A 22,409-nucleotide genomic window follows, 5' to 3' on the forward strand; every position below is an offset into this window, starting at 1 on the left:
TACGCGGGTTTGCGGCAGCCGCGCTGTTCGGCGGCCGGCTCGACTAGACAGTCTCCAGCGCGAACTGGCCGAAGAAGCGAAGGATTTCGGTGGTGGCGTGCGGTCCGCGAGCGTCGGTATGCGTGCCGAGCGCGTGCCCGCCCGACCACGCGTGGCCGAGTCCGTGCACGAGCCATTGCTCGCCGAGCAACGAGCCTTCGCCGCCCTCGAACACATGGCGTGTGTACGCGTGACCGGATTGCACCGACAAAGGTGCTTGCACGCCGCCACCGCTCGCCGCGGCATCGCCGAATAACTGCCGGCTCATCGCCACGACCTGATCGCCATTGCGCGGATGCACGGTGTCGTCCGCATCGCCGTGAAAGACGATCAGCGGTACCGCGCGCGGCCGGTCGCCTTCTTTAAGCGACGCGGGAAGGCAAATCTTGCCCATGCCGTCGTTCATCGCGCAGAGCGCCGCGAACGGTTCGTCGGCGACGCCGAACGCCATGCCCGAATGGATCGCGGCGGCGGCGTACAGGTCCGGATGCGTGACCGTGAGATTGACCGCCATCGCGCCGCCCGCCGACATGCCCGCAACGTAGACGCGCGTGGGATCGGCGTTGCACATGGCGATGATTTCGCGCGTCAAGGCCGCGACCATCGCGGTTTCGCCCGACTCGCGCGCTTGATCGGCGGGGCGGAACCAGTTCCAGCACCGGAACGGATTGGCGCTCTCCGCTTGTTCGGGATAGACCACGATATAGCCGTGCATCTCGGCGGCGGCGTTCATTTCGGTCCCGGCGGCGAAGTCGTCGGCGTCCTGCTGCGCGCCGTGAAGCATGACGATGACCGGCAGCGGCTCGCCGTCGTAGCAGCCCGGAATATAGAGTTTGTAGCGATGCGACTCGCCGCCGTGGCTGAAGCGATTGTCGAGCCATTGCGGCGTGCCCGTGCGCCGCGCGAGGCGCGTAGACGGGACAACCGGCGCGTCGGTGGCGGGCGGATCGACGAAGAACTGCCCCGCGAGCCCGGCCGGGCCGCCTGTGAAAAGGGACCAAAACGCGTCATGCACCGAGGCGAGCGGATCAAACGGATTCATCGGGATTCCTCAGGTGCAACGAGCGCAATAAAAAGCCCGCGTGAAGCGGGCTTCGGAACAACGGCGAAACACGTGGATCAACGCTTCGAATTCGCTTTGGACGCACGAACCGGCGCTTCGGCTGCCTGTTGCACGGTATCGGTGACTTCGGCGCCTGCATCGGTGGACGTTTGCGCGATTTCGCCGCTCGCGTCGAGCACGACGTTCGTGGTTTCCTCTGCCGTAACGGCCGCTGCGCTGGTCGCGTCCGTCAGAAGCGCGCCCGCGTTCGCCGCTGCCGACTGGCCTTCCTGCGCCGCCGTGTCGAACATGCTCTTCAGGCCCGGGCCGAACTGCGCGAACTGGCCGCGCGTTTCGTTCAGGATGTCGGTTTCAGTCGACCGAACGATCGTCAGAAAATGGCGCGTGTAGGCCGCGGCCTTTTCCGGGCATTCGGCAAATAATGTCGATTGCCAGCTCAGAAAGTCAGCCGGATTCGCGCTGGAACCCGCCTTGAGCACGGACGAACTTTCTTCGAATACCGTCTTGACCGTCTGCACATTCAGCTCGGCGAGCTGCTGCAGCCCGCTTGTGTAGCGCTTCGTCACGTTGATAAATACCTGGAAGCCTGCTGTCGGAAGCGCGGAGGCCTGCTGGGGGAATTTAGGAAACATTGACCGCTCCTGGAAGACGCGCCGTGACCCGGTCGATCCAGGTCATTCTCGGCGTTTGCTGCATTGCAACAATATCCCCATGATACGGCAGATTTCGTGACGGTCAAGCGTCCCTTTTTAAATTTGTCCTCCTGAGCGGTGTGCGTCGGGCAGGGCAAAAAGTCTGCGGAATGGGCGTCCGTTCACAGCAGCGGCAGGCCGGTATTGCGCTTCACTTCGCGCAGCGACAGCATCGATTCGACCGCCGTCACGCCGGGCAGCGCGCGCAACACGTCGCGCATGAAAACGCCGTATTCGTCCAGATCGCGCGCGGCCACTTGCAGCAGGTAATCCGCCGTACCCGAAATGTTGTGGCAAGAAACGATCCGCGCAATGCCCTGAATTTCCCGCTCGAACCGATCCGACAACGCGCGGTCGTGAATGCTGAAACGCACCTGCGCGAACGCGATCACGCCTAGTTCGAGCGCCTGGCGCGACAGCACGGCGCGATACCCTTCGATAAAGCCATCGGTTTCCAGCCGCTTCAGACGCCGCGCGCAGGGCGTCTCGCTCAAGCCCACGCGCTCGGCCAGTTTCGCGACCGAAATACGTCCGTCGCGCTGAATCGCGGCGAGGATCGCACGGTCGGTTTTGTCGAGATCGTTCACGATGGTTTCCCCTAATATTGATGGATATTTTAGGGGCTTCCGCCAGGTTCAAGCATATTTTCAGCTCATAAAGCCTGAAAGCGCTCGTCGGCTGGCGGCATCATTGAGACCTTCTCGACGGAGGTCATCATGGTTTCGCTTCATCTGCTCGCGGTGTTTGTCGGCGCGCTGGCGCTGGTCTACGCGCTGCCCGGTCCCGACATGGCGCTGGTGTTGCAGACCAGCACGTCGCGCGGTTTCAGACACGGCATCGCGACGGCGGGCGGCCTCGCGATTGCGCGCGCTACGCATGTCACGCTCTCGGCATGCGGCGTCGCGGCGTTGCTGCGCAGCGCGCCGTGGCTCTACGACGGCGTGCGTATCGCGGGCGCGCTGTATCTGGCCTACGTGGCGATCCAGATTTTCCGCTCGCCCGCGTTCGGCCTCGATGCATCGACGGGAACGGGCGCGGGCGCGGGCACGCTGCGATCCGCGGCAGCGAAAGGCATGTTGAGCAGCATCCTGAATCCGAAGGCGCTGCTGTTCTGCTCGGTTTTGTTGCCGCAATTCGTGCGTCCGGAAGCGGGCGCCGTGTGGTCGCAAGTGCTGGAACTCGGTGTCGTGCTCGTCGCGATGGGCGTGGCCTTCGACCTGACGCTCGCGTTCGGCGCGGTGCGGATTTCGGGCTGGCTGCGTCGCCATCCGCGCGCGCAGACCGTGCAACGCTGGACGTTTTCCGCCGCGCTGCTGGCGTTCGCGCTCAGGCTTTCCATCGAGTGACGGCGGTAGCGAACCGCGAGGTGCGAGCTTTAAGGCGCTCGCTTCAAACCTGCTCCGGCGGCTTTAAAAACAACTCGTGCTTAGGCGCGAAATGCGCGTAAAGCGGCAGCATCGCGCCGCCCATCGCGCGCGCATCCGCGCCAATCTGCCCTTCCACGAGTTGCGGGCGCGACATGCCTTGCCAGTCGAACGCATCGAGCGCATCGAGCGTCCGGCGAATCACTTCGCGCAATAACTCGCGATCCAGCTCGCCGTCGATCACGATCGCATCCAGATCGAGCAGCGCCGACGACGCCGCCACCGTCCGCGCCAGTTCCGGACACGCCGCGTCGAGCCACGTCTCGGACAATCCGCGCAACTCCGCCGATAACGCACGGTCGTCGTGCGCGGCGGCAGCGGGCGCGCCAGCGTCGGTGAAGAGCTTTTCGAGCACGTAGATCGACGCCGCGTTCAGCAACTGCGGCGCGCGATGCTCGCGACCATGCAGTGGAAACGAGCCGACCGCGCCCGCGTTTCCGTTTGGCCCGGCGTGCAGCCGGCCGTCGATCACCAGCCCGCCGCCGATAAACGTCCCGATAAACACGTAGAGAAAGTTGCGCAGGCCGCGTCCTTGTCCCATGACGAGTTCGGCGGCGCACGCGGCGGTCGTGTCCTTCGCGATATCGACGGGTAGCGTGGTCAGCGCTTCCACGCGCGCCTTGATGTCGATATCGTTCCACGCCGCGAACACATCGGGCGGCGTGTTGAAAAAGTCACGCCATCCGCCGAGCCACAGCGGCGCGGCCACGCCGATCCCGCACAGTTTCCCCGCGTCCGTGCCGAGCGCCACCGTCACGCGCGCCAGCTTTTTCTTGAGGGTGGGAAAGAGCGTGCGCGGGTCGGGATACGCGTATTCCACGACTTCGCGCGCGCGAATATGGCCGGCGAAATCCATCGCGAGCACGTCGAGACTGCGCCGCCCCACTTTCACGCCGATCGAAAACGCGCCGTCCGCGCGCAGCGCGATCGGCACGGACGGCTGCCCGATGCGGCCCTGCACGCGCACGCGCGGCTGCCGTTCGAGCAGCCCGTCCTCGATCAACCGGTCCACGATCAAGGACACTGTCTGCATGGAAAGCCGCGTGACCCGCGCGATATAGGCTTTCGGCGACGGCCCGTGCAGACGGATCGTCTGGAGCACGATGCGCTCGTTGAACTGACGCATGCCGACCTGGTTCGAGCCGATCGAATGCGTCGGTGGCGGGCTCGCGCTGCGCTCTCGGTCGTTCATCGCGCGCTCACGCGATAGCCTGCACGTCGGCCTGCTTCGCGCCGGTCATGATCGCGACCGCCTCGGACATGTGGATATCGCGCGTGTTCACGAGCGCGGCGCGCCGCCCGAGCCGCTGAATGTGAATGCGGTCGGCGATCTCGAATACGTGCGGCATGTTGTGGCTGATGAGAATCACCGGCAAGCCGCGGTCGCGCACGCGCCGGATCAACTCCAGCACCATGTTCGACTCCTTCACGCCGAGCGCGGCCGTCGGTTCGTCGAGGATCACCACGTGCCGCGCGAACGCCGCGCTGCGCGCCACCGCGACGCCCTGCCGCTGGCCGCCCGACAACGTCTCGACCGCCTGCTTCATCGAGCGGATGCCGATCTGCAAGCCCTGCATGTGCGCGATGGCTTCCTGCAGCATGCGGCGCTTGTCGATCATCTGGAACACGGAGCCGAGAATCCCGGCGCGCTTGATCTCGCGGCCGAGAAACAAATTCTCCGCGATGCTCATCGCCGGCGCGACCGCGAGATCCTGATAGACGGTCTCGATGCCCTGCGCGCGCGCATCGAGCGGACTGCGAAAGCGCACGGGTTTCTGGTCGAGCAGGATCTCGCCTTCGTCGGGCACGAGCGCGCCCGACAGCGCCTTGATCAGCGACGATTTCCCCGCGCCGTTATCGCCGATCACGGCAAGAATTTCTCCCGGCAGCAGTTCGAAATCCACACCATCGAGTGCGGTAACCGAACCGTAGCGCTTCACGACACCGCGCGCTTCGAGCACGGGTTTAGCGGCTGTTTGCGTAGACATGTTCGGCTCCTTCAAGCGCGCGGACGGGCGAGTTTATCGGCGGCGACCGCGAGAATCACGAGAATGCCGGTAATCAGAATCTGGTACACGGACGACACGCCGATCAGCGTCAGCCCATTGCGAAACACGCCCACGATCAACGCGCCGAGCAGCGTGCCGATGATCGTGCCGCGTCCGCCGAAAAGGCTCGTCCCGCCGAGCACGACAGCCGTGATGCTGTCGAGATTCTCGGTTTGCCCGGCCTGTGGATCGCCCACGCCGGTCCGCGCCACCGACAGCAGCGCGGCGATGCCGTAGAACACGCCCGCGAGCGAATAGACCGTGATGAGAATGCGCTGCGACGAAAGGCCCATCAGGCGCGCGGCTTCCGCGTTGTTGCCGAGCGCATAGAGATGCCGTCCGGGCACCGTGTCGCGCAGCACGAACCACACGACGAGATACATCAGCAGCGTCAGCACCGTACCGTACGTCACTTCCGCGCCGCCGAGATGGAACGTGTTGCCGAAGAACATCATCGCGTCGGGGAGGTTCGAAATGCTCTCCGCGTGCGAGTAGACCTGCGTCAGCGCAAAGGCGATGTTCAGCGTCCCGAGCGTGACAATGAACGCGGGCAGTTTGATCTTCGTGATCAGCACGCCGTTAAGCAGACCGAAGGCCGCGCTCGCGCCGATCCCGCAAAAAATCGCGATCACCGGCGGAATCCCGAGCGTCACCGCGAACTTCGTCATCACGACCGAACCGAACGCCATCACCATGCCGCACGACAGGTCGATCCCGCCGGTCAGCACGATCAGCGTCTGCCCGATCGCGATCACCGCGACCACCATGGTTTGCTGAAGAATCAGCGAGAGATTCTGAATGGAGAGAAAGCGCTCGCTCTGCCAGATAAAGAACGCACACGCGATCACCAGCGCCGCGAGCGGGCCGATATCGGTGAGCGAAGGAAGGCGGTCCGCGATCGACGTGCGCGGCGCGCCTGCGGTGGTGGGTGTCTGCGTCATGGTGTCGAACCTCGCGACAAAGATGTGGCCGCGCGCCTGAACGGCGCGCGCGCTGTGCTTACTTGTTGCCCCAGCAGTTGTCGAGGCCGAACTTCGTGTCCTTGCCTTCCACGCCCTGAGCAGGTTTGTCGGTAATCAGCGTCACGCCCGTATCGACGTAACCGCTCACCTTCTTGCCCGTCTTCGCGTATTCGATCCCCGCCTGCACGCCCTTTTGCGCCATCACGAGCGGATATTGCTGCGAGGTCGCGGCGAACATGCCGGCCTTCACGTTGCGCACGCCTTCGCAGCCGCCGTCGATCGACACGATCATCACGCTCTTCTCCTTGCCCGCCGCCTTGAGCGCGCGATACGCGCCCGCCGCGGCCGGTTCGTTGATCGTGTAGACAAGGTTGATATCGGGCGATTTCTGCAGGCAGTTTTCCATCGCGGTCTGACCTTTCGACTGATCGCCGCGCGTGTCCTGGCTGCACACGACGCTCGGGTCGCCGTCCTTCACGCCGAAGCCCTTCAGAAAGCCGTTATGGCGCAGCACGCCGACCGACACGCCCGGCGCGAGATCGAGCGTCGCGATCTTCGCGGGCTTGCCGCCCATCGACGCCTTCGCGTATTCGCCGATCAGCACACCGGCCTTGAAGTTGTCGGTGGCGAAGAGCGCGTCGGTGGCTTCCTGCGGCTCGGTCGGCGTATCGAGCGCGATCACGAGGATGCCGGCCGCACGCGCTTTCTTGAGCGTCGGCACGATGGCCTTGGTGTCGCTCGGCGTGATGAGGATGGCCTTCGCGCCCGCCGTCATCATGTTCTCCACCGCCGTCACCTGGCTCGCGTTGTCGCCGTCGAACTTGCCGCTTGCCGTGAGGAGTTTGGCGCCACCTTGCTGCGCCGCTTGCTCCGCGCCCTGCTTCATCTTCACGAAGAACGGATTCGTTTCGGTCTTGGTAATGAGGCCGATCACGGGTTGATCGGCGGCGAGCGCGGCGCTCATCGTGCCAAAACTAAGCGCGGCGGCCACGCAAAGGACGGACGCGCGCACGGCGGCGCGTGGTGCATGGTTCATGTCTCTCTCCAGTTTTAACGACGTTATGAGCCGGCGGCGACCGCTTGATCGATGGCGATTGGGTTCTGCCGTCCGGCGACTAAATCTATTTGGTTTATTTAGTAAAGCCGTGTGGGCGAGCGAAGTCAAGCAGTACCCATCAAGCGGAACTGCTGCGACGCACTCGAAGCAGGAGAGAGGCGCCCGCAAAGGCTTGCGCAGCAAGCCTCTCGGACAATGACGCAACGCGTCTAGGGAGAAACGCTAACGCCCGATAAAACGGGCATCGACGTGGGCAAGCAGGCGTCGCGAGAAGCGTGTTGCCGAGACCTGGATCAGCCGGTCGGACAGCCGCGCGAGGACGTAGGACGCGGCGAGCGTCGCCACGATGGTCGTGGCGAAAAGCGCCAGCGACATCTCTTCGCTGGTCTGACCGAACGCGCGTTCGAAGAAGTGAAAACTCGCATACGTGCAGATGAAGTGCCACAGATAAATCCCGTAGCTTTCGCGTCCGATTGCGGTGGCGAGCGGCTTGAACGGGCGTGCCGCCGTGCGCGTGTCGGCTCGCGAGCACGCGAACAGCAGAAAGCCGACCGCGCCGCACGCAGCGAAGAACGGCGCGAATTCGTGCGCCTTGTCGAGCCACACGCCGAGCGCGGCCGTGACCGCCGCGAAACCGAGCGCGAGCGCCACGGCGATCCGCCCGCCGCGCCCGTCGAGCGCCGACGCTCCCGTGAGATATGGCCGGAACGCGAACCACGCCCACATGCCGACGATAAAGCACGGCACCTGCACCGGCGGCCAGAAGTACAGGAACGTGTTGTTTTCGACGCTGCATTCGGGCGCGGCGTTACAACCGCCCCACCACATTGTCATGGCCGATACCGCGAGCACGATCGCCGATGCCGCGACGATCCGCGCGCGTGTCTGCGTGAAAAAGAAGATCAGCGGCGCGAGCAGGTAGAACAGCATTTCGACGCCGATCGACCAGCCGCCCGGCACCACGTTGTTGATCGCCGTGGGCGAGAGCGCGTGCAGGAACAGGATGTTGAGCAGGACATCCAGCGGGCCGTGCGCGCCGAGCACCCACGCGCGCTCGTAGCCCGAGGTGTGCGCGCCCCAGCTGATCGCGCCGTAGATCGCGATGGCGACGTAGTAAAGCGGCGCGATCCGGAAAAAGCGCTTGATATAGAAACGCAACGTGACGTGACGCGCGTGATCGAAGCGTTCACGGTCCGCTTCGAGCGCCATGAAAATCGTAATCGCGCTGATGACGAAGAAGAGTTGCACGCCGTACTGGCCCATGCGCGCGACGAGCGCGACGGCTCTCGGCAGATGCGGAAACTGAAACGATAAATGCACGGCGATCACGCCGACGATTGCAATGGCGCGGCCTGCGTCGAGTGCGGCGATGCGTTGCGTACCGAATTTCTCCACCCGTGTCCTCCTCGTTGTCGGTCGGCGTGAAGTCACGCCGACGAGGTCCGTTGACACGGTCCGCTTTCACGAAGTTCCTGCCGATTTTCAACCGGTTCGTAAGTGCCTGAAACAAGGCGCTTTCTCGCGTCCGACGAGCCGGCTTCAATCGCAGAGGCAGGCGGAAAATTGTCCCGCCATCGTTTTGTTTAATTGTTTTCTGGAATTTTCTCGGGTTATGGTCGGGAAAACCCCTTACTTGAGCCTCTTACCCGGGCACCCCGCACCATGAGCACACTCGAAGCCCTTCACGCGATCGTCAACGACAACGACGCGCCGCAGATCATCCGCGATCACGTCGTGGATTCGATCCAGTTCGCTTTGCGCAACTATCCCGGCTATTTCACGACGAAAGAAGTGCAATGGCTTTCGCAATGGGACGACACGCGCATCCCGATCGCGGCGACGAAGGTGCTGAACGAAATCAAGGCCGCGTAGAGTCGCGAGGCGGCGCATCGGCGCATCGCGCCGGTTCCCGGCCCGATGCGCTCGCTCAGTGAAGATCCGCGCGAGCGCGCAGATCGTAGGTGTAATCGAGGGCGGGTTCGCTCAGCGCCTCGATAAACCGCAGCACTTCCGGATCTTTCACGAAACTCGCCGCCGACTGCGCCGTGAGAATCGCCGCGCTTTCCTGCGGCCGCGCGATCAGGAAACCCTGCACGTAGTCCACGCCGATTTCCTTCAGCGCCCGCAGCGTCTCCGCATCCTCGACCCATTCCGCCACGCTGCGCATACCCAGATTGCGGGCCAGCGCCACGATCGCCTCGACAATCGCGATATCCGCCGGATGCGCGCACATCGTGCGGATAAATTCGCCGTCGATCTTCAGCGCGTCCGCCGACAAATCCTTCAGGTACTTGAACGACGTGTAGCCCGCGCCGAAATCGTCCAGCGCGATCTTGCCGCCCATGTCGTGGACGCGCGAAATAAACCGCTGCGTGTTTTCCAGATCGTGCAGCGCGACGCTTTCGGTGATTTCCAGGCACAGGAAATGAACAATCGACCGGTACTGGCCGAACAGCGCGAAGATGTCTTCCATGAACTGTTCGTCGTTGAGCGAGCCGCCGCTCAGGTTCACGCAGATAATGCGCGTGTTCGCGAGCGAGTGCTGATGCGCCTGGATCCATTCGAGCAAGGTCGAGATGACCCACTTGTCGATGGCCGCGATGTTGCCCGATTCCTCAGCCGCCACGATCACCTTGCCGGCCGGCAGCGTCGATCCATCGTGCGCGCGCATGCGCAGCAGCACCTCGAAATTCAGCGATCCGTTCGGCTCCGAGAGCGACATGATCGGTTGCATCACGAGGAAAAGACCGGGCGGCAGACGGTTGCGTCCGAGCGTCTCGACCAGCCGCAATTCTTCCGCGCGCTCCTCGAACGCGGCTGCGCCCTTGCGATGCGTGACAAGCCGCGTATGCGTGCCCTTCTTGGCTTCGCGGCACGCGCGGTCCGCCTGCGAAAGCGCGTCCTGCACGCGCACGCCGTGCGAACATTCCACGAGTCCGATCGACGCCTTCACCTGGAACGCGCGATTGCCCACCTGATACGGCGCGGCGCTCAGCACCTGGATCAGTTCGTGACAGAGCGCGATGGCTTCGTCGATGGATGTCCCGGCGAGCACGCACACGAATTCGTCGCCGCCGATCCGGCCCACCGGAAAGCCGCGCGAAAAAAGCGCGCGCGTGCGGGCCGCGACCTGCTTGAGCACTTCGTCGCCCGCGCGATGGCCGAACAGATCGTTGACGAGCTTGAAGCGGTCGAGATCGACATAAGCGAGCGCCCATGGCGTCGTATCGTCGCTCTGCAACGCGATGGCCTTCTCCACGCCGCGTCGGTTCAGCGAACCCGTGAGCGGGTCGTGCTCCGTCAGAAAGCGCAGCCGCTCGATGGCTTTCGAGCGCTCGGTCACGTCCTGCAGCGACCCTTCGATCCACCCGTTCGAGCGGATCGCCTTCAACAGATAATGCCGGTCGCCCGTTCCGCGCGCCGTCGCGCCGCCCATTTCCAGTTCGCCTTCGCTGCCCTTCGACGCCAGCACTTGCAACGCGCCCCACGCGCCCGGCTCGAAATAATCGTTCCAGTGATGCGTCTTGTAGTCGGCTTTATTCAGCGTCAGCATCGCGCGCAACGCCGGGTTCGCGCGGATGAAATGGCCTTGCTCGTCGAGCGTGAAAAGGCCGATGGGCGTCACTTCGTACGTGTTGCGCAATTCGGTCTGCGCTTGCCGCCGATGCTCGCGTTCCGCGCGCATCTGCTCGGCGATCGCGAAGGCGGCCATCATGCTCGACGACAACGCGGCGGTCACCGTGTTCACGCCGCCGAACAGCAGCTTCAGGCCGAACGCCGCGCCGAGCACCTCGGAAAACGTCGCGAACAGCACGATGGCAAGCGACGCCACATACCAGACGAGCGTGCGCGAACGCGTCTTCCAGACGAGCCGTCCAAGCAGAAAAATCAGCACGCCGATGCCGAATCCGCCCAGCACCCAAAGCGCCGGAATGAAGCGCGAATACGGCAGAAAAATCGCGGCGGCCAGCAGCACGAGGCCGGCGTATTGCCCGGCGCGCAGCAGCCAGCGATAGCCGATCACCTTCAGTTCGCGCCGGAATAGCTGGCTGAACAGCGCGCCGGTCAGCAAGTAGTAAGCGGCGAACGTAACCTTGCGCAGCAGCGGGACGAATTCGGGCGAAATCACGCGGTCGAGCCATTGCGTGTCCCAGCCCATCGCATTCGCGCACAGGCGCAGATTGCCGACGAGCCACACCGCGAAAATCACATAGGTCCATTCGCGGTTGATGATCGCCGTCACGAAGACGAAGACGGCCAGCGTCAACAACCCGCCGCCGATCAATCCCGCGCTTTCCTGAAAGTCGAGCGCCGAGGTGCGCAGGCTCGCGGAATCCCACGCGAGCGCGCTGACCTGGGCGGGTCCGGAAAACGTGCCGCGGCACACGACGGGCACGGGCGTCGCGACCACGCCGAGATGCACCGCGAAACCCGCCTTGACGGGGCGCAGTTCGCCGGTCGCGGCGTAGCGGTCGGCGACGCCGAGCGGCTGGAGCGTCGAGGCGACCCAGCACGAAAGCGTTTGCGCATGGCGCGAGGGAAATTCGAGTTGCGTGCCGCCCTCCCGGCTCATGCTCGGTACGGTCACGGCAAACCAGATGGGTGCCTCGGAAAGATGGGTGCTATAGCGCGCGACGGCGGGCGTCGCGGCGAGCGCGTGAAAGGCGCTGGCGGGATCGAGCGTGCCGCGCGGATCGTCGATTACATGGAGCGCCAGCGTCGCCGAGCCCGTCGTCTCGTACTGACGCGGCAGCAGCAAAAGCGTCGCGATCGTGCCCGCCGCGATCAGCGCGGGCACGACATAAACCGCGAACACGTACAGCACGCGGTCGATGCACGAGCCGGTGCGCCGGTATCGGGATAGGGAAAACGGACCAACCGACGCCATACCTGGAAATCCCCCGTATTGCACGACATGCCATCCGCCGCGCGGCGGCGATTCGTGCGCCCTGATCGCGCCCCGCGCGTCAGACGCCGTGTATCGCCGCCAACCTGGTCAACCGGGCCATAAAGGGCCCGGTTTTGTTCTTTTACCTGCCAAAAGCGACCTGCTGCTCTTCCGGGCATCCTACCGTTTCCCGTCCGAAAGATAAATCTGCTGCACTTAAATCGATGTCCGGGTGACGCGTTTGAAATACAAACTGAAATAGCGGGTGCTTCGCTTCCTCCCAGCGCTGCCGCGCGACCCCCACTTCGCCCGCCAGCACGCGGTGCGGCAAGCCGCCGACGTGCGCCATCGGGATGAATTGTTTGTCGCCAAAAACATCCTCGAAAAGCATATGTTCGTATTCGCGGTCGAGCGGCGAACGTGCCGTAATGACCATCCAGTCGATTTGCTGCTGCTCGCAATATAAAAAGAGCGATTTAAACAGCATCATTTTCACCACCCGCCCAATCGATCCACCCGCCACCCCGAGCCGTGTCGCTTCGGCAAGCCGACCGTGGCCGAGCCACTCCGGCAATTGCACGGACTTCTGAACCCCCAATGGCGCGAATTCATTGGTCTGAATTCGCATCGTGCCGAGCGGCGCGCCGTCCAGTTTCGATTCCGCGAGAAGAATTGCCGTACCCGGTTCCTGATCGCAGGCTTCGACGACCATATTTTCCGCAAACTCGGGTAAATGACGGCCATACGCGGCGCGACGGATCTGTACGGCTTTCTCCAGGTCTCCGAACTCCCTCACGATACGAATAGTAAACGGCATCCGTTCCGGTTTCTGAAGCGCGATGACTGCCGCGAGTTCAGGACGTTGAGCGATTTCCGGACGAAATTGGAGGGCTTGAGTGGCGAGATTATTGCGGTCCATTATGTGATACCCCATATGAGCGATTAAGAGATCGCCGCACCGCGCACGTATGACTGACGGGCTTCGGACGCGACGGAATTAGCCTCTCACGAACGCAATTCCCGGGGTGCGCGAAACCAAATGTTTTCTTCCAACTTTTCGTTAAACACATGAGACGTTTTCCTCTAAACGCCCGTGTCGACTTCTCCGTCACATCCGCTCAAGCCAGGTTTCTGACTGTCGCATACAGGGGAAAAAAGACGCGCCTGTGAAACGTCGTTTCGGCGCACCGAGATAATCGGTGTCGCGAGGGCGCCTTTATGCGCTTTTATGACGCGCGGAGGCGCGGCGGATGCCGAAAAGCAACAACCGCCGTGCACCAAACGAAGGAATAAGCAGAAACCGCTAACGAGGGACCGGAGGCACGGCCAAACGAACGCTAAAGAAATGGAATGAAAAAGGATAAAAAAAAGCCGCCGGACTTTTGTCCGGCGGCTTTTTTCGAGCGGCCCGGCCAGCGTGAAAAACCGCTAAGCCGATAACCCGTGTCGCGCTTTAGTCTTCGTCGTCGAGCCAGGGAATATCGACATCGGTAATGAAGGCGACCATCGCAAGCGGACGCCCTTCCTGACGGCCGATCTTGCCGTCCGCGCGCTGCCACTCGCAGCGGAACACGGTGGCCGGGGTGTCGGCGAGCAACGTGATGGTGCGCAATTCGTCCGGGTCCGCGTCCTCGACCGGGCCGTCGAGCGACACGAGAAGCTGCTGCGGCCACATGCCGTCGGCGGGATCGTAGATTTTGTCGCCGTCGTGAATCACGACAAAGGCTTCGACGCCGATCGTCGCCGATGCCTCGACGATCATCTTGCCCACCGCGCGCAGCACAGCCGTGGCGCGGCCAGAGTTGGCCTGCCGGATCGCGAGATCGCCGCGCGTCAGCGCCTGCTCAAGTTTCGGATTGGTTTTTTGTTGCGCCATTCGTTCGCCTCTTTGTCTTCGATTCACGTTCGACGAGTGCGCCCCGTCGATAGTTGCAGGCGCGATCCTATCATTCCTGTCTCAAAGATAGCTTGCGCGGGCCGCCCCGGGCAATTATTTCTCGCCCTGTCCAACGCGGCCTGGCGCGGGCGCAAACGTTTGACTTGAAGTTCAGTCGCGAGCGGCCATCATCGAACCCTCAAGTCGCGCGCCGTCCGACCGATAACGCGTTAACTGAATTCCTTGATCGCTGGGCGCACCGGTTCGCCGGGTTCGCCGCGACTGACACCATGCTCGACCTGTCCGGCTTGATCGACTTTTTTGCGGCGACGCCGCCAGCGGCTCCCCGTTGATGGCGCGCCCGCCGAAGCTGTCCGCCGCCCATTCAGCGCTGCTCTCGCGCGCTGGCGACCTCACCGCCGACGCATTCGACGGGATCGCACTCAAGTCCCATTTCCAGCCGATCTTCAGCCTGCCGCACCAGCGCGCGGTCGGTTACGAAGCGCTGCTGCGCGGCGACAGCGGCGGCGCGACCATCGCGCCGTTCGATCTGTTCGCGAAGGCTATCGTCGGCGGCACGGTGCCGATGCTCGACCGCCTGAGCCACGCGACGCATCTGCGCAATGCCGCCACGCGCCTGCCCGAGGCCACCTGGCTCTTTCTGAACGTGAACCCCGCGACCTTTACGGACGCCGGTTATGCCGCGCGGCTCGCGGACCTCGCGCGCGGTTGCGGGCTGTCGCCGGAGCAGATCGTGATCGAAGTGCTGGAATCGGGCGGCAGCGACGTGAACGCCATCGCCGCGGCCACGCTCGCGTTTCGCGCGAACGGTTTTCTGGTCGCGGTGGACGATTTCGGCGCGGGTCATTCGAATATCGACCGGTTGCTGACGCTTCGGCCCGATATCGTGAAACTCGACCGCAGTCTCGTCCGGGCGCACGGCGCGCACACGCGCGACGCGCTGATGCCGAAGCTGGTCGGCTTGCTGCACGAATCGGGCATGTTCGTGGTCGCGGAAGGGATCGAGACCGAGCACGATTTGCTGCTCGCGGCGCGCTCGGACGTGGACTACGTGCAGGGCTTTCTGTTCGGCCAGCCCGCGCCCGCGATCGATGCGGACGGCGCGGCGACACCGCTTTTCGAGACGATATTCGATACGCTCGCGCAGGGACGGCAAGCCGAGCGGCTCGCGAGCGATTTGCTGCTGATGCCGTACCAGACGCGCCTCGGCACGGCGGCAAAAGCGCTCGCAGCAGGCGCGGGAACCGCGACCGCGTGCGCCCCGCTGCTCGCGCTGCCCTGCACGCTGTCGTGCTTTTTCCTCGATGCACGCGGCCGCGAGTTCCTGCCCGCGCTCGCCGGGTCGGGCGCGAAGCCGTTAAGCCGCCGTTTCGCACCGATCGCCGATCCGGCGTCCGGCCGCTGGGACAATCGGCCTTATTTCGTGCAGGCGCTCGCGCGACCGCGGCAGGTCGTGTCGAGCGCGCCGTATCTATCGGTGACGGGATCGTCGATTTGCGTAACGCTGGCGGTGGCGATCGACTATCGCGGCCGCCCGGTCATGCTCGGCGTGGATCTCGACTGGCGCGAACTCGCCGCGCCCGCCGCCGGGCTTGCGGACGATCGCGGCCTATAGCGGCACAATCAACTCGCGCTTAGCGCTCGCGCTTAGCGCCCGCGCCAGCGCTTCCCCGCCGCTCTTCAACGCGGCAAAGTTGCCGGGTTCGAACGTCCAGTGCCCGGCGGCATCGACGACAGTCAACTGCGCGCCCGGCCATGCGGCCGCCAGCGCCAACGCCTGATCGGCGGGACAGACCATGTCGAAACGGCCGTGCACGATCTGACACGGTAAATGGGCGATACGGCCCACACGCGGCAACAGCGGTTCAGGCGGCAGTTCCTGCGCCATGTAGTGGCGTTCGAGCAGCGCCATCGACACCGCCGACGAATTCGCTTCCGCCGTCTCCTTTTTCTCCTGCGCGGGTTGCGCCGGCGCGTTGTCCGGCTTCGCGTCCGTTTTGGCGTCTGTTTTGGCGTCTGTTTTGGCGTCTGTTTTGGCGTCCGTTTCCGCGTCCGGCTTCGGCGACACGCTTTCGGTCTTCCCGTCCTGTTGCGCGAGTTGCGCGGACACGCTTCCGGTCTTCGTCTCCGGCTTCGGCGGCGCGGGCCGATTGACGACCGACAGCGTCGCCTCGTAACCGGACCACGCGCGCGCGAGCCGCGCTCCAGCTTCGTCGAAGCGGGCGAGCGGCGCTTCAGTCAGCGTCAGGATCTCCGGCGCGCTTTGCGGACGCTGTCCGCACGCCGCTTCGATCGCATCGAGAAACGCGCGGTGCGCCTCGGGGAAAATGCGTTGCACGTCCCACAGGAACCAGTCGATATCCTGCCGCCGCGCGAGAAACACGCCGCGTAACAGAAAGCCGAGACATCGCGACGGATGCGCCGCGCCGTAAGCGAGCGCGAGCGTCGTGCCCCAGGACCCGCCGAACAGCGCCCATCGTTCGATCCCGAGCGCCTCGCGCAGTTTTTCCATATCGCCGACCAGCGCGTCGATGCCGTTGTGTTCCAGCCGGCCGAACGGCGTGGACTTGCCGCAGCCGCGCTGATCGAAGAAAACGATTCGCCACTTCGCGGCATCGAGCGCGTCGGCCCACTTCACGTTCATCGCGCCGCCGGGACCGCCGTGCACGACGAGCATCACCGGCGCGTCGCGCGGACCTTGCGCGCGCCAGTAGATTGCGTGGCCGTCGCCCACGTCGAGCATGCCGTCTTCGAATGCGCCTGTCGTCTGTGCTTCCATCTCGAATTCGCTCCCGTTATAAAGATAAGGCGCGCGCCTTTCGCTTTGTGCGATTTGTGAGTAGTTTTGACATGAAACCCTGCGCGTCGCGGCACGGAGCGTCGATAGCGGCTATGCTTCGGCTTCCGTGTAAACCCCTGTCGCTCCGCCCTCTGCGAGCGAAATCCGCTCGCTTTTCACTCTTCCATGCGCCGAAATCTTACTAAATGGCTGTTCGCCGTCTACCTCCTCGGCAGCGGGACACTCTGGTCGATCCTGATTCTGCCGTTGTTTCCGTTCGTCGGCCGCAACGGCCGCTATCGGCTCGCGCGCCTCTGGTGCCGCGCCATGATCACGATGATGCGTGTCATCACCGGCGTGAGCGTCTCGGTCGAAGGGCTGGAACATCTCCCCGACGAACCGTTCATCATGCTGTGCCGCCATGAATCGACCTGGGAAACCCTCGCGTTCATGGGACTTTTTCCGCGTCGCATCAGTTTCGTGTTCAAGCGCGAACTTAAAAAAATACCGTTTTTCGGCTGGGTGCTGACCGGGCTCGACATGGTGAGTCTGGATCGCGGATCGCCGCGTCAGGCGCATCAGGCGGTCACGAAGGAATGCGCGGAAAAGCTCGCGCTCGGCGATGTCGTAGTGATTTTCCCCGAAGGCACGCGCGTCGCGCACGACGCGCCGCTGAAACTGGCGTCGGGCGGCGTGCGGCTTGCTTGCGCGACGCAAGCGCCCGCCGTGCCCGTCGTGCATAACGCGGGCAAGTTCTGGCCCGCGAAGGGCTGGCCGGATCGGCCGGGTCATATCCGTGTGATCGTGCTGCCCGCATTGCCGGGCGATTGCGTGATTCCGCAGGAACTCAACCGCATCGCGCAGGCGGAAATGGAGCACGCCTTGGTGCGGCTTCGTTGAGCCTTGGTGCGGCTTCATTAAGCCTTGGCGCGGCTTCGTTGAGCCTTGGTGCGGCTCCATTAAGCCTTGGCGCGGCTCCATTAAGCCTTGGTGCGGCTCCATTAAGCCTTGGTGCAGCTCCATTAAGCCTTGGCGCGGCTTCATTAAGCCTTGGCGCGGCTTCGTTGAAATAACGACCGGCCGATTAATACATCGGCCGGCGTTTCGCCGCGCAAAGCCGGTTCACGGCCGAGAGCAACGTTTCCATTTCGACGGGCTTCTGCAAATAGCCGTCGTAATGAACGAAAGCGGGCGGATGCGGATGGCCGGAGATCATCAGAAACGGAATGTGCGAGAGCGCGGCATCGTTCTTCATGGTCTGGCAAAGCAGCGCGCCGCCGAGCACCGGCATCATCCAGTCGGACACCACGATATCCACGCGCGTCTCGCCGAGGATAAGGAGCGCGGCGCGGCCGTCCACCGCCGAGAGCACCGTGCAGTCGTCGCTCTGCATGCACAGGGTCCAGGCTTCCAGGGTAGCGGGGTCGTCGTCGACCAGGAGTACGGTCTTCATTACAGGAGCAGCTTTTACAGGCGCCTCGTTCAAGTCGATTCAAAAAGCAATAGCGGTTGTGACCGCGCCAGCACGCATTCGTTGCATCTTCCGCATTGCCCGCGCGACCGTCTTCATCTCGCTCGCGTGTCATTCGTCATTTCTTTGATCATTGATAGCACGCGGCGCGCCTACTTTGCCGGGTTTTATCGCGATGCGCTCAAATGGCAGTGTATGCCGCCACCTGCCCGGCGCGCGACTTGGGGGAAACAGCGAGACGCTACTTGATCCCGATCCGCGCGCGTCCGGCATCGCGGATCGCTTCGATCAGCGCATCTTCCGCTGCCCGGCGCGCCGTATCGTTGCGGCGCACAAGACCGATCGGTTCGTCGGTGCCCGCGAACGGCATCGCGAGCGGCGTGAGCAGGCCGAGCGTGATGTCGTTTTCGACGGCGCCCGCAGGCACGAACCAGACCGCGTCGTTGTGCAGTGCAAGCGCGCGGCCGAGCGACACCGACAGCGTTTCGACGAACGCCGTCAGCGAATGCGCGCCGAACGCGGTCAGCACGCTCTCCGCCGATTGCCGGATCAGCGTGCCGAACGGCGGCACGACCACGGGATAAGCGGCGAGCATCGTGGGCATGAGCGGCGCCTCGAACGAGAGCGCGTGCCCTGCCCGCACGACAACCGCCAGCGGTTCGCGATAAATCTGCTCGAAACTCAGGCCGTGCATGCCTTCCGGATCCGACACGCGGCCGACCACGAAATCGGTCTCGCCCGCCTTGAGCCGCGCGAGCAGTTGCACGTTCGAATCCGTCGAGATACTGACCGACACCGAAGGCCAGTGGCGCTTGAACGCCGCGAGCGCGGGCGGCAAGAGCGCGATGGCGACGGTCGGGAGAATGCCGATGGAGATCGAACCGGGAACATCGCCGCTCTCGCGCATCAGAACATCGACGCCTTCACGCAGCGCCGCCACGCAGGCGCTCGCGTGCGGCGCGAAAAGGCGCCCTTCGCGGGTCGGCGTGGCGCCTCGCCGTCCCCGCTCGAACAGCCGGACGCCTAGAATGTCCTCAAGCTCGCCGATTGTCTTCGAGACGGCGGGCTGCGTGATCGACAGGCTGTCGGCGGCGCGCTGCACGCTGCCGAGATGCGCGACCGCCAGGAAGCACTGAAGGTGGCGGAATTTGACACGCGTGTTCGGAATGTCGATATCCATGACGAATAGTTATGCCTGAGTGCATAAAACATCATTTTCCATAACTTCGCCGCTTCGATAAAGTTATCCCACGCAAATATGTGTCAATTCTTCCAAAAACAGGAGACAGTCGAATGACTTCCCCCATCCTCACTCCGCGTGACTGGGACGCTCACCCGCCCTATTCGTACCCTGGCTACAAGTCGTCCGTGCTGCGCAGCCCGTCGCGTCCGCTGATTCCGCTGAAGGAAAACCTGCGTGACCGCCGCGTGCCGGTGTACGGCGCGGAAGATTTGGGCGCGCTCGATAGCGATCTGACCAGGAACGCCGCGAAGAACGGCGCGCCGCTCGGCGAACGCATCATCGTGACGGGCCGCGTGCTCGACGAAGGCGGCCGTCCGGTTCGTAACACGCTGGTTGAAATCTGGCAGGCGAACGCGGCGGGCCGCTACGTCCACAAGGCCGATCAGCACGACGCGCCGCTCGATCCGAACTTTCTCGGCGCGGGCCGCTGCTTAACCGATAACGATGGCCGTTACCGGTTCCTGACCATCAAGCCGGGCGCATATCCGTGGGGCAATCATTCGAACGCATGGCGTCCGAATCACATCCACTTTTCGCTGTTCGGCGACTACTTCGGCTCGCGTCTCGTCACGCAGATGTACTTCCCCGGCGACCCGCTGCTCGACCTCGATCCGATCTTTCAAGGCACGCCCGAGAATGCGCGCATCCGCATGATCTCGCGCTTCTCGATCGATACGACGCAGGAAGCCTACGCGCTCGGCTACGAATTCGACATCGTGCTGCGCGGTCCCGACCAGACGCCGACGGAGTAACCATGACGACGCTCAAACAGACCCCTTCGCAGACGGTCGGACCGTATTTCGCCTACGGCCTCTGCCCCGAGCAATACAACTTCGACCTGAAAAGCCTGTTCACGCCGTCCATCGCGGATCGCGAATCGGCGGGCGAGCATATTTCGATCGTCGGCAATGTTTACGATGGCGCGGGCGCGGTAGTCGGCGACGCCGTGATCGAAATGGCGCAAGCGGATTCGACCGGCCGCTACGTGGAGACTGTGGCCGAAGCCCGCGAGACGGGCTTCCGGGGCTTCGCGCGAGTCGGCACGGGCACGGACCCGGAACTGCGCTATGTGGTGGATACGGTGAAGCCGGGCAAGACCGCCGACGACGCCGCGCCGCATATCGACGTGATCGTGCTGATGCGCGGCATGTTGCTGCACGCGTACACGCGCCTCTACTTCGACGACGAAGCCGACGCCAACGCGAAGGACGCCGTGCTCGCGCTCGTGCCGGCCGAACGCCGCGCGACGCTCGTCGCCAAACGCGTGCCGAATACGTCGAGCACGATCTATCGCTTCGACATTCACCTGCAAGGTCCGGAAGAAACCGTCTTCTTCGACCTGTAACGAGACTCGGCAGCGGTGCGTCCGGCACGATGGTTTATAGTGTCGGACGCACAAAAACCGCACCGCTGCCGCCATGACCGAAGCACACTCTCCCTCCGCTGTTTATCTCAACCTGCTCGCTGAAACGGCGCAGATCGGCTGGTCCGAACTCGAACGTTTTTTCGCGCGCGGCATTCTGCTGCGCGTGGCGCGCGACCTCGACCTCGTGAGCGTCGCGGAGGCCATCGCGAACGACGAAACCAAGCAAGTCGCCGAATGGCTCGCGTCCGGTCTGGTCGAGCGCGTGCAGGCGGAAACGGCCGCCGATTTCGCCGCGCGCGACCCGGAATTGTGGGCCGTGGTGGTGTCGCCTTGGGTGTGCGTGCAGGAACGCGGTACGCCCGGTTAAACGCCGCCGCTTTCAGCCCGGCTCGCTCCGCCGCGACGACTGGATCATCACCAGCGTATCGCCCGCCTCGATCACGCAGTGCGGGTCTTCGTAGAACTCCATCACGCGCGAACCGCGCGCTAGCCCGATCACGATCGCGCCCTCGACATCGTTCGACATGCGCCCGATTTCCAGCGGCGAAGCCTTCTTTTCGAGCAGCGTAACGCGCCCGCGCGCCGACAGCATGTCGGAGACGAACGGCACGAGATAACGGCTCTCGACGGCATCCGCGAGCAGCAGTCCGCCGATCTTCGTCGACGAAACGATCACGTCCGCGCCCGCCTGCCGCAATTGCCGCTGGAAAACGTGCTCCTGAATCCGCACGACGATCTTCACGTCGGGCGCGAAACTCCGCACGCTCAGGGCGACAAGAATGGCGGTGGGATCGTCGGTGACCGCGACGATCACCGCCCGCGCCTGGCGCACCTGCGCCTGATTCAGGATGTCCTCGCGCGATGGATCGCCGAGCAGTCCGGTCACGCCGAGCGACGTGGCCGCTTCGAGCGCGGCCTGATTCGTATCGATCACGACGATCCCGTGCGGGTCCACGCCGCTTTCCAGCAGTTCGCGCACGGCGATGGACCCGCTCAGTCCATAGCCGCAGACGAGCACGTGCTCGCGCAAGGTGCGTTGCAGACGTTTCATTCGATAGTCCTCGGCGACGCGCTGGATCACGAGCTGATACGCCGTGCCCAGAAAGATGAACCAGATAATGACGCGGATCGGCATGATGAGAAACGCGTCGATCAGCCGCGCGCGCGCCGTGACCGGCACGATATCGCCGTAACCGACGGTCGCGACCGTCACCATCGTGAAGTACAGCAGATCCGCGACGCCCATCGGCTCGCCGCCGGTCTTGGTGGCGTCGCGCAAGCCGGCGCGATCGGCGTAGAGAATCGCGAACGCGAGCGCACACAGCGCAAACACCATATACACGCGGCGTAACAGCATCCGCTGCGGCGAGATGCCAGGCCGCGTAAACAGCGTTCGCCGATTCGCCGCCTGCCACGGCATTCGCGCGCCGCGCGGCAGGCGCTTGCGCAGCGGCTTCGTGAAACTACGCGGGTTGAACAC

22 protein-coding genes are annotated in these 22,409 nt (G+C 63.9%); 7 read left to right on the forward strand and 15 right to left on the reverse strand.

Features of this window, described 5'->3' with window-relative positions; genetic code table 11:
- Nucleotides 1–43 precede the first annotated feature (43 nt).
- The 3 genes from AC3D25_RS28075 to AC3D25_RS28085 all read right to left on the reverse strand — a co-directional run bounded on the left by AC3D25_RS28075 (nt 44) and on the right by AC3D25_RS28085 (nt 2,381).
- A complete protein-coding gene (locus tag AC3D25_RS28075; RefSeq protein ID WP_488891749.1) occupies nt 44–1,081 on the reverse strand; it encodes an extracellular catalytic domain type 1 short-chain-length polyhydroxyalkanoate depolymerase in 1,038 nt (345 codons plus the stop codon).
- 77 nt (nt 1,082–1,158) lie between these two features.
- Nucleotides 1,159–1,734 carry a TIGR01841 family phasin gene (phaP, locus tag AC3D25_RS28080; protein WP_488891750.1) on the reverse strand — a complete coding sequence of 192 codons (576 nt, stop codon included), beginning with the start codon at nt 1,732–1,734 and terminating at the stop codon, nt 1,159–1,161.
- A 182-nt stretch (nt 1,735–1,916) separates the two neighbouring features.
- Nucleotides 1,917–2,381, reverse strand: a complete 465-nt coding sequence (locus tag AC3D25_RS28085) for an Lrp/AsnC family transcriptional regulator (RefSeq protein WP_488891751.1) — start codon at nt 2,379–2,381, stop codon at nt 1,917–1,919.
- Between the two features lie 129 nt (nt 2,382–2,510).
- On the opposite strand from AC3D25_RS28085, the gene AC3D25_RS28090 reads away from it, so the two are divergent.
- On the forward strand, nt 2,511–3,140 hold the full coding sequence (locus AC3D25_RS28090; RefSeq protein ID WP_488891752.1) for a LysE family translocator: 630 nt from the start codon (nt 2,511–2,513) through the stop codon (nt 3,138–3,140).
- A gap of 43 nt (nt 3,141–3,183) precedes the next feature.
- Here AC3D25_RS28090 and AC3D25_RS28095 read toward each other — a convergent pair whose 3' ends face one another.
- From AC3D25_RS28095 to AC3D25_RS28115, 5 genes are all read right to left on the reverse strand, one after another.
- Nucleotides 3,184–4,410, reverse strand: a complete 1,227-nt coding sequence (locus AC3D25_RS28095; RefSeq protein WP_488891753.1) for an ROK family protein — start codon at nt 4,408–4,410, stop codon at nt 3,184–3,186.
- A 7-nt stretch (nt 4,411–4,417) separates the two neighbouring features.
- Nucleotides 4,418–5,206 carry an ATP-binding cassette domain-containing protein gene (locus AC3D25_RS28100; protein WP_488891754.1) on the reverse strand — a complete coding sequence of 263 codons (789 nt, stop codon included), beginning with the start codon at nt 5,204–5,206 and terminating at the stop codon, nt 4,418–4,420.
- A gap of 11 nt (nt 5,207–5,217) precedes the next feature.
- Nucleotides 5,218–6,207 (reverse strand): ABC transporter permease, encoded by a 990-nt coding sequence (locus tag AC3D25_RS28105; RefSeq protein ID WP_488891755.1) that lies wholly within the window; start codon nt 6,205–6,207, stop codon nt 5,218–5,220.
- A gap of 58 nt (nt 6,208–6,265) precedes the next feature.
- On the reverse strand, nt 6,266–7,192 hold the full coding sequence (locus AC3D25_RS28110; protein WP_488892175.1) for a sugar ABC transporter substrate-binding protein: 927 nt from the start codon (nt 7,190–7,192) through the stop codon (nt 6,266–6,268).
- A 315-nt stretch (nt 7,193–7,507) separates the two neighbouring features.
- Nucleotides 7,508–8,680: an acyltransferase family protein gene (locus tag AC3D25_RS28115; protein WP_488891756.1), complete on the reverse strand. Its 1,173-nt coding sequence runs from the start codon at nt 8,678–8,680 to the stop codon at nt 7,508–7,510.
- A gap of 267 nt (nt 8,681–8,947) precedes the next feature.
- Here AC3D25_RS28115 and AC3D25_RS28120 point away from each other — a divergent pair, with 267 nt between their 5' ends.
- A complete protein-coding gene (locus tag AC3D25_RS28120; protein WP_488891757.1) occupies nt 8,948–9,157 on the forward strand; it encodes a hypothetical protein in 210 nt (69 codons plus the stop codon).
- 55 nt (nt 9,158–9,212) lie between these two features.
- Here AC3D25_RS28120 and AC3D25_RS28125 read toward each other — a convergent pair whose 3' ends face one another.
- The 3 genes from AC3D25_RS28125 to AC3D25_RS28135 form a co-directional block, all read right to left on the reverse strand.
- Nucleotides 9,213–12,173 (reverse strand): putative bifunctional diguanylate cyclase/phosphodiesterase, encoded by a 2,961-nt coding sequence (locus tag AC3D25_RS28125; RefSeq protein ID WP_488891758.1) that lies wholly within the window; start codon nt 12,171–12,173, stop codon nt 9,213–9,215.
- A 142-nt stretch (nt 12,174–12,315) separates the two neighbouring features.
- Complete coding sequence (locus tag AC3D25_RS28130) at nt 12,316–13,092, reverse strand: N-acyl amino acid synthase FeeM domain-containing protein (RefSeq protein ID WP_488891759.1); 777 nt, start codon at nt 13,090–13,092, stop codon at nt 12,316–12,318.
- A gap of 534 nt (nt 13,093–13,626) precedes the next feature.
- Nucleotides 13,627–14,049 (reverse strand): hypothetical protein, encoded by a 423-nt coding sequence (locus AC3D25_RS28135; protein WP_488891760.1) that lies wholly within the window; start codon nt 14,047–14,049, stop codon nt 13,627–13,629.
- A gap of 352 nt (nt 14,050–14,401) precedes the next feature.
- Between AC3D25_RS28135 and AC3D25_RS28140 the strand changes: the two genes are divergently transcribed.
- The gene (locus AC3D25_RS28140) at nt 14,402–15,685 is read left to right on the forward strand and encodes an EAL domain-containing protein (protein ID WP_488891761.1); all 1,284 of its coding nucleotides are present in this window, start codon (nt 14,402–14,404) and stop codon (nt 15,683–15,685) included.
- On the opposite strand, the gene AC3D25_RS28145 is transcribed toward AC3D25_RS28140, so the two are convergent.
- A complete protein-coding gene (locus AC3D25_RS28145) occupies nt 15,680–16,849 on the reverse strand; it encodes an alpha/beta fold hydrolase (protein WP_488891762.1) in 1,170 nt (389 codons plus the stop codon). The genes AC3D25_RS28140 and AC3D25_RS28145 overlap by 6 nt on opposite strands.
- Before the next feature lie 186 nt (nt 16,850–17,035).
- Between AC3D25_RS28145 and AC3D25_RS28150 the strand changes: the two genes are divergently transcribed.
- Nucleotides 17,036–17,749, forward strand: coding sequence for a lysophospholipid acyltransferase family protein (locus tag AC3D25_RS28150; protein WP_488891763.1), 714 nt, complete (start codon nt 17,036–17,038; stop codon nt 17,747–17,749).
- A 184-nt stretch (nt 17,750–17,933) separates the two neighbouring features.
- Here the strand turns inward: AC3D25_RS28150 and AC3D25_RS28155 are convergent, their stop codons facing one another.
- Together AC3D25_RS28155 and pcaQ are read right to left on the reverse strand one after the other, a co-directional pair.
- Nucleotides 17,934–18,302 carry a response regulator gene (locus AC3D25_RS28155; protein WP_488891764.1) on the reverse strand — a complete coding sequence of 123 codons (369 nt, stop codon included), beginning with the start codon at nt 18,300–18,302 and terminating at the stop codon, nt 17,934–17,936.
- 259 nt (nt 18,303–18,561) lie between these two features.
- Complete coding sequence (gene pcaQ, locus AC3D25_RS28160) at nt 18,562–19,500, reverse strand: pca operon transcription factor PcaQ (RefSeq protein WP_488891765.1); 939 nt, start codon at nt 19,498–19,500, stop codon at nt 18,562–18,564.
- Nucleotides 19,501–19,613: 113 nt separating this feature from the next.
- Here pcaQ and pcaH point away from each other — a divergent pair, with 113 nt between their 5' ends.
- From pcaH to AC3D25_RS28175, 3 genes are all read left to right on the forward strand, one after another.
- Nucleotides 19,614–20,315, forward strand: a complete 702-nt coding sequence (gene pcaH, locus AC3D25_RS28165) for a protocatechuate 3,4-dioxygenase subunit beta (protein ID WP_488891766.1) — start codon at nt 19,614–19,616, stop codon at nt 20,313–20,315.
- A gap of 2 nt (nt 20,316–20,317) precedes the next feature.
- Nucleotides 20,318–20,908 (forward strand): protocatechuate 3,4-dioxygenase subunit alpha, encoded by a 591-nt coding sequence (gene pcaG / locus AC3D25_RS28170; protein WP_488891767.1) that lies wholly within the window; start codon nt 20,318–20,320, stop codon nt 20,906–20,908.
- A gap of 73 nt (nt 20,909–20,981) precedes the next feature.
- Entirely contained in the window at nt 20,982–21,296 is a 315-nt protein-coding gene (locus tag AC3D25_RS28175; protein WP_488891768.1) for a DUF2288 domain-containing protein, read from the forward strand.
- A gap of 12 nt (nt 21,297–21,308) precedes the next feature.
- Here the strand turns inward: AC3D25_RS28175 and AC3D25_RS28180 are convergent, their stop codons facing one another.
- A complete protein-coding gene (locus AC3D25_RS28180; RefSeq protein ID WP_488892176.1) occupies nt 21,309–22,349 on the reverse strand; it encodes a potassium channel family protein in 1,041 nt (346 codons plus the stop codon).
- Nucleotides 22,350–22,409: the final 60 nt, after the last annotated feature.

It is taken from the genome of Caballeronia sp. SL1002, assembly GCF_057814995.1.

Excerpts from the sequence above, each read along its gene's own strand:
- AC3D25_RS28075 (WP_488891749.1), bottom strand. The coding sequence starts at position 1,081 with ATGAATCCGTTTGATCCGCTCGCCTCGGTGCATGACGCGTTTTGGTCC.
- phaP (WP_488891750.1), bottom strand. The coding sequence starts at position 1,734 with ATGTTTCCTAAATTCCCCCAGCAGGCCTCCGCGCTTCCGACAGCAGGC.
- AC3D25_RS28090 (WP_488891752.1), top strand. The coding sequence starts at position 2,511 with ATGGTTTCGCTTCATCTGCTCGCGGTGTTTGTCGGCGCGCTGGCGCTG.
- AC3D25_RS28095 (WP_488891753.1), bottom strand. The coding sequence starts at position 4,410 with ATGAACGACCGAGAGCGCAGCGCGAGCCCGCCACCGACGCATTCGATC.
- AC3D25_RS28100 (WP_488891754.1), bottom strand. The coding sequence starts at position 5,206 with ATGTCTACGCAAACAGCCGCTAAACCCGTGCTCGAAGCGCGCGGTGTC.
- AC3D25_RS28105 (WP_488891755.1), bottom strand. The coding sequence starts at position 6,207 with ATGACGCAGACACCCACCACCGCAGGCGCGCCGCGCACGTCGATCGCG.
- AC3D25_RS28110 (WP_488892175.1), bottom strand. The coding sequence starts at position 7,192 with ATGAGCGCCGCGCTCGCCGCCGATCAACCCGTGATCGGCCTCATTACC.
- AC3D25_RS28120 (WP_488891757.1), top strand. The coding sequence starts at position 8,948 with ATGAGCACACTCGAAGCCCTTCACGCGATCGTCAACGACAACGACGCG.
- AC3D25_RS28125 (WP_488891758.1), bottom strand. The coding sequence starts at position 12,173 with ATGGCGTCGGTTGGTCCGTTTTCCCTATCCCGATACCGGCGCACCGGC.
- AC3D25_RS28130 (WP_488891759.1), bottom strand. The coding sequence starts at position 13,092 with ATGGACCGCAATAATCTCGCCACTCAAGCCCTCCAATTTCGTCCGGAA.
- AC3D25_RS28135 (WP_488891760.1), bottom strand. The coding sequence starts at position 14,049 with ATGGCGCAACAAAAAACCAATCCGAAACTTGAGCAGGCGCTGACGCGC.
- AC3D25_RS28140 (WP_488891761.1), top strand. The coding sequence starts at position 14,402 with ATGGCGCGCCCGCCGAAGCTGTCCGCCGCCCATTCAGCGCTGCTCTCG.
- AC3D25_RS28145 (WP_488891762.1), bottom strand. The coding sequence starts at position 16,849 with ATGGAAGCACAGACGACAGGCGCATTCGAAGACGGCATGCTCGACGTG.
- AC3D25_RS28150 (WP_488891763.1), top strand. The coding sequence starts at position 17,036 with ATGCGCCGAAATCTTACTAAATGGCTGTTCGCCGTCTACCTCCTCGGC.
- AC3D25_RS28155 (WP_488891764.1), bottom strand. The coding sequence starts at position 18,302 with ATGAAGACCGTACTCCTGGTCGACGACGACCCCGCTACCCTGGAAGCC.
- pcaQ (WP_488891765.1), bottom strand. The coding sequence starts at position 19,500 with ATGGATATCGACATTCCGAACACGCGTGTCAAATTCCGCCACCTTCAG.
- pcaH (WP_488891766.1), top strand. The coding sequence starts at position 19,614 with ATGACTTCCCCCATCCTCACTCCGCGTGACTGGGACGCTCACCCGCCC.
- pcaG (WP_488891767.1), top strand. The coding sequence starts at position 20,318 with ATGACGACGCTCAAACAGACCCCTTCGCAGACGGTCGGACCGTATTTC.
- AC3D25_RS28175 (WP_488891768.1), top strand. The coding sequence starts at position 20,982 with ATGACCGAAGCACACTCTCCCTCCGCTGTTTATCTCAACCTGCTCGCT.
- AC3D25_RS28180 (WP_488892176.1), bottom strand. The coding sequence starts at position 22,349 with ATGCCGTGGCAGGCGGCGAATCGGCGAACGCTGTTTACGCGGCCTGGC.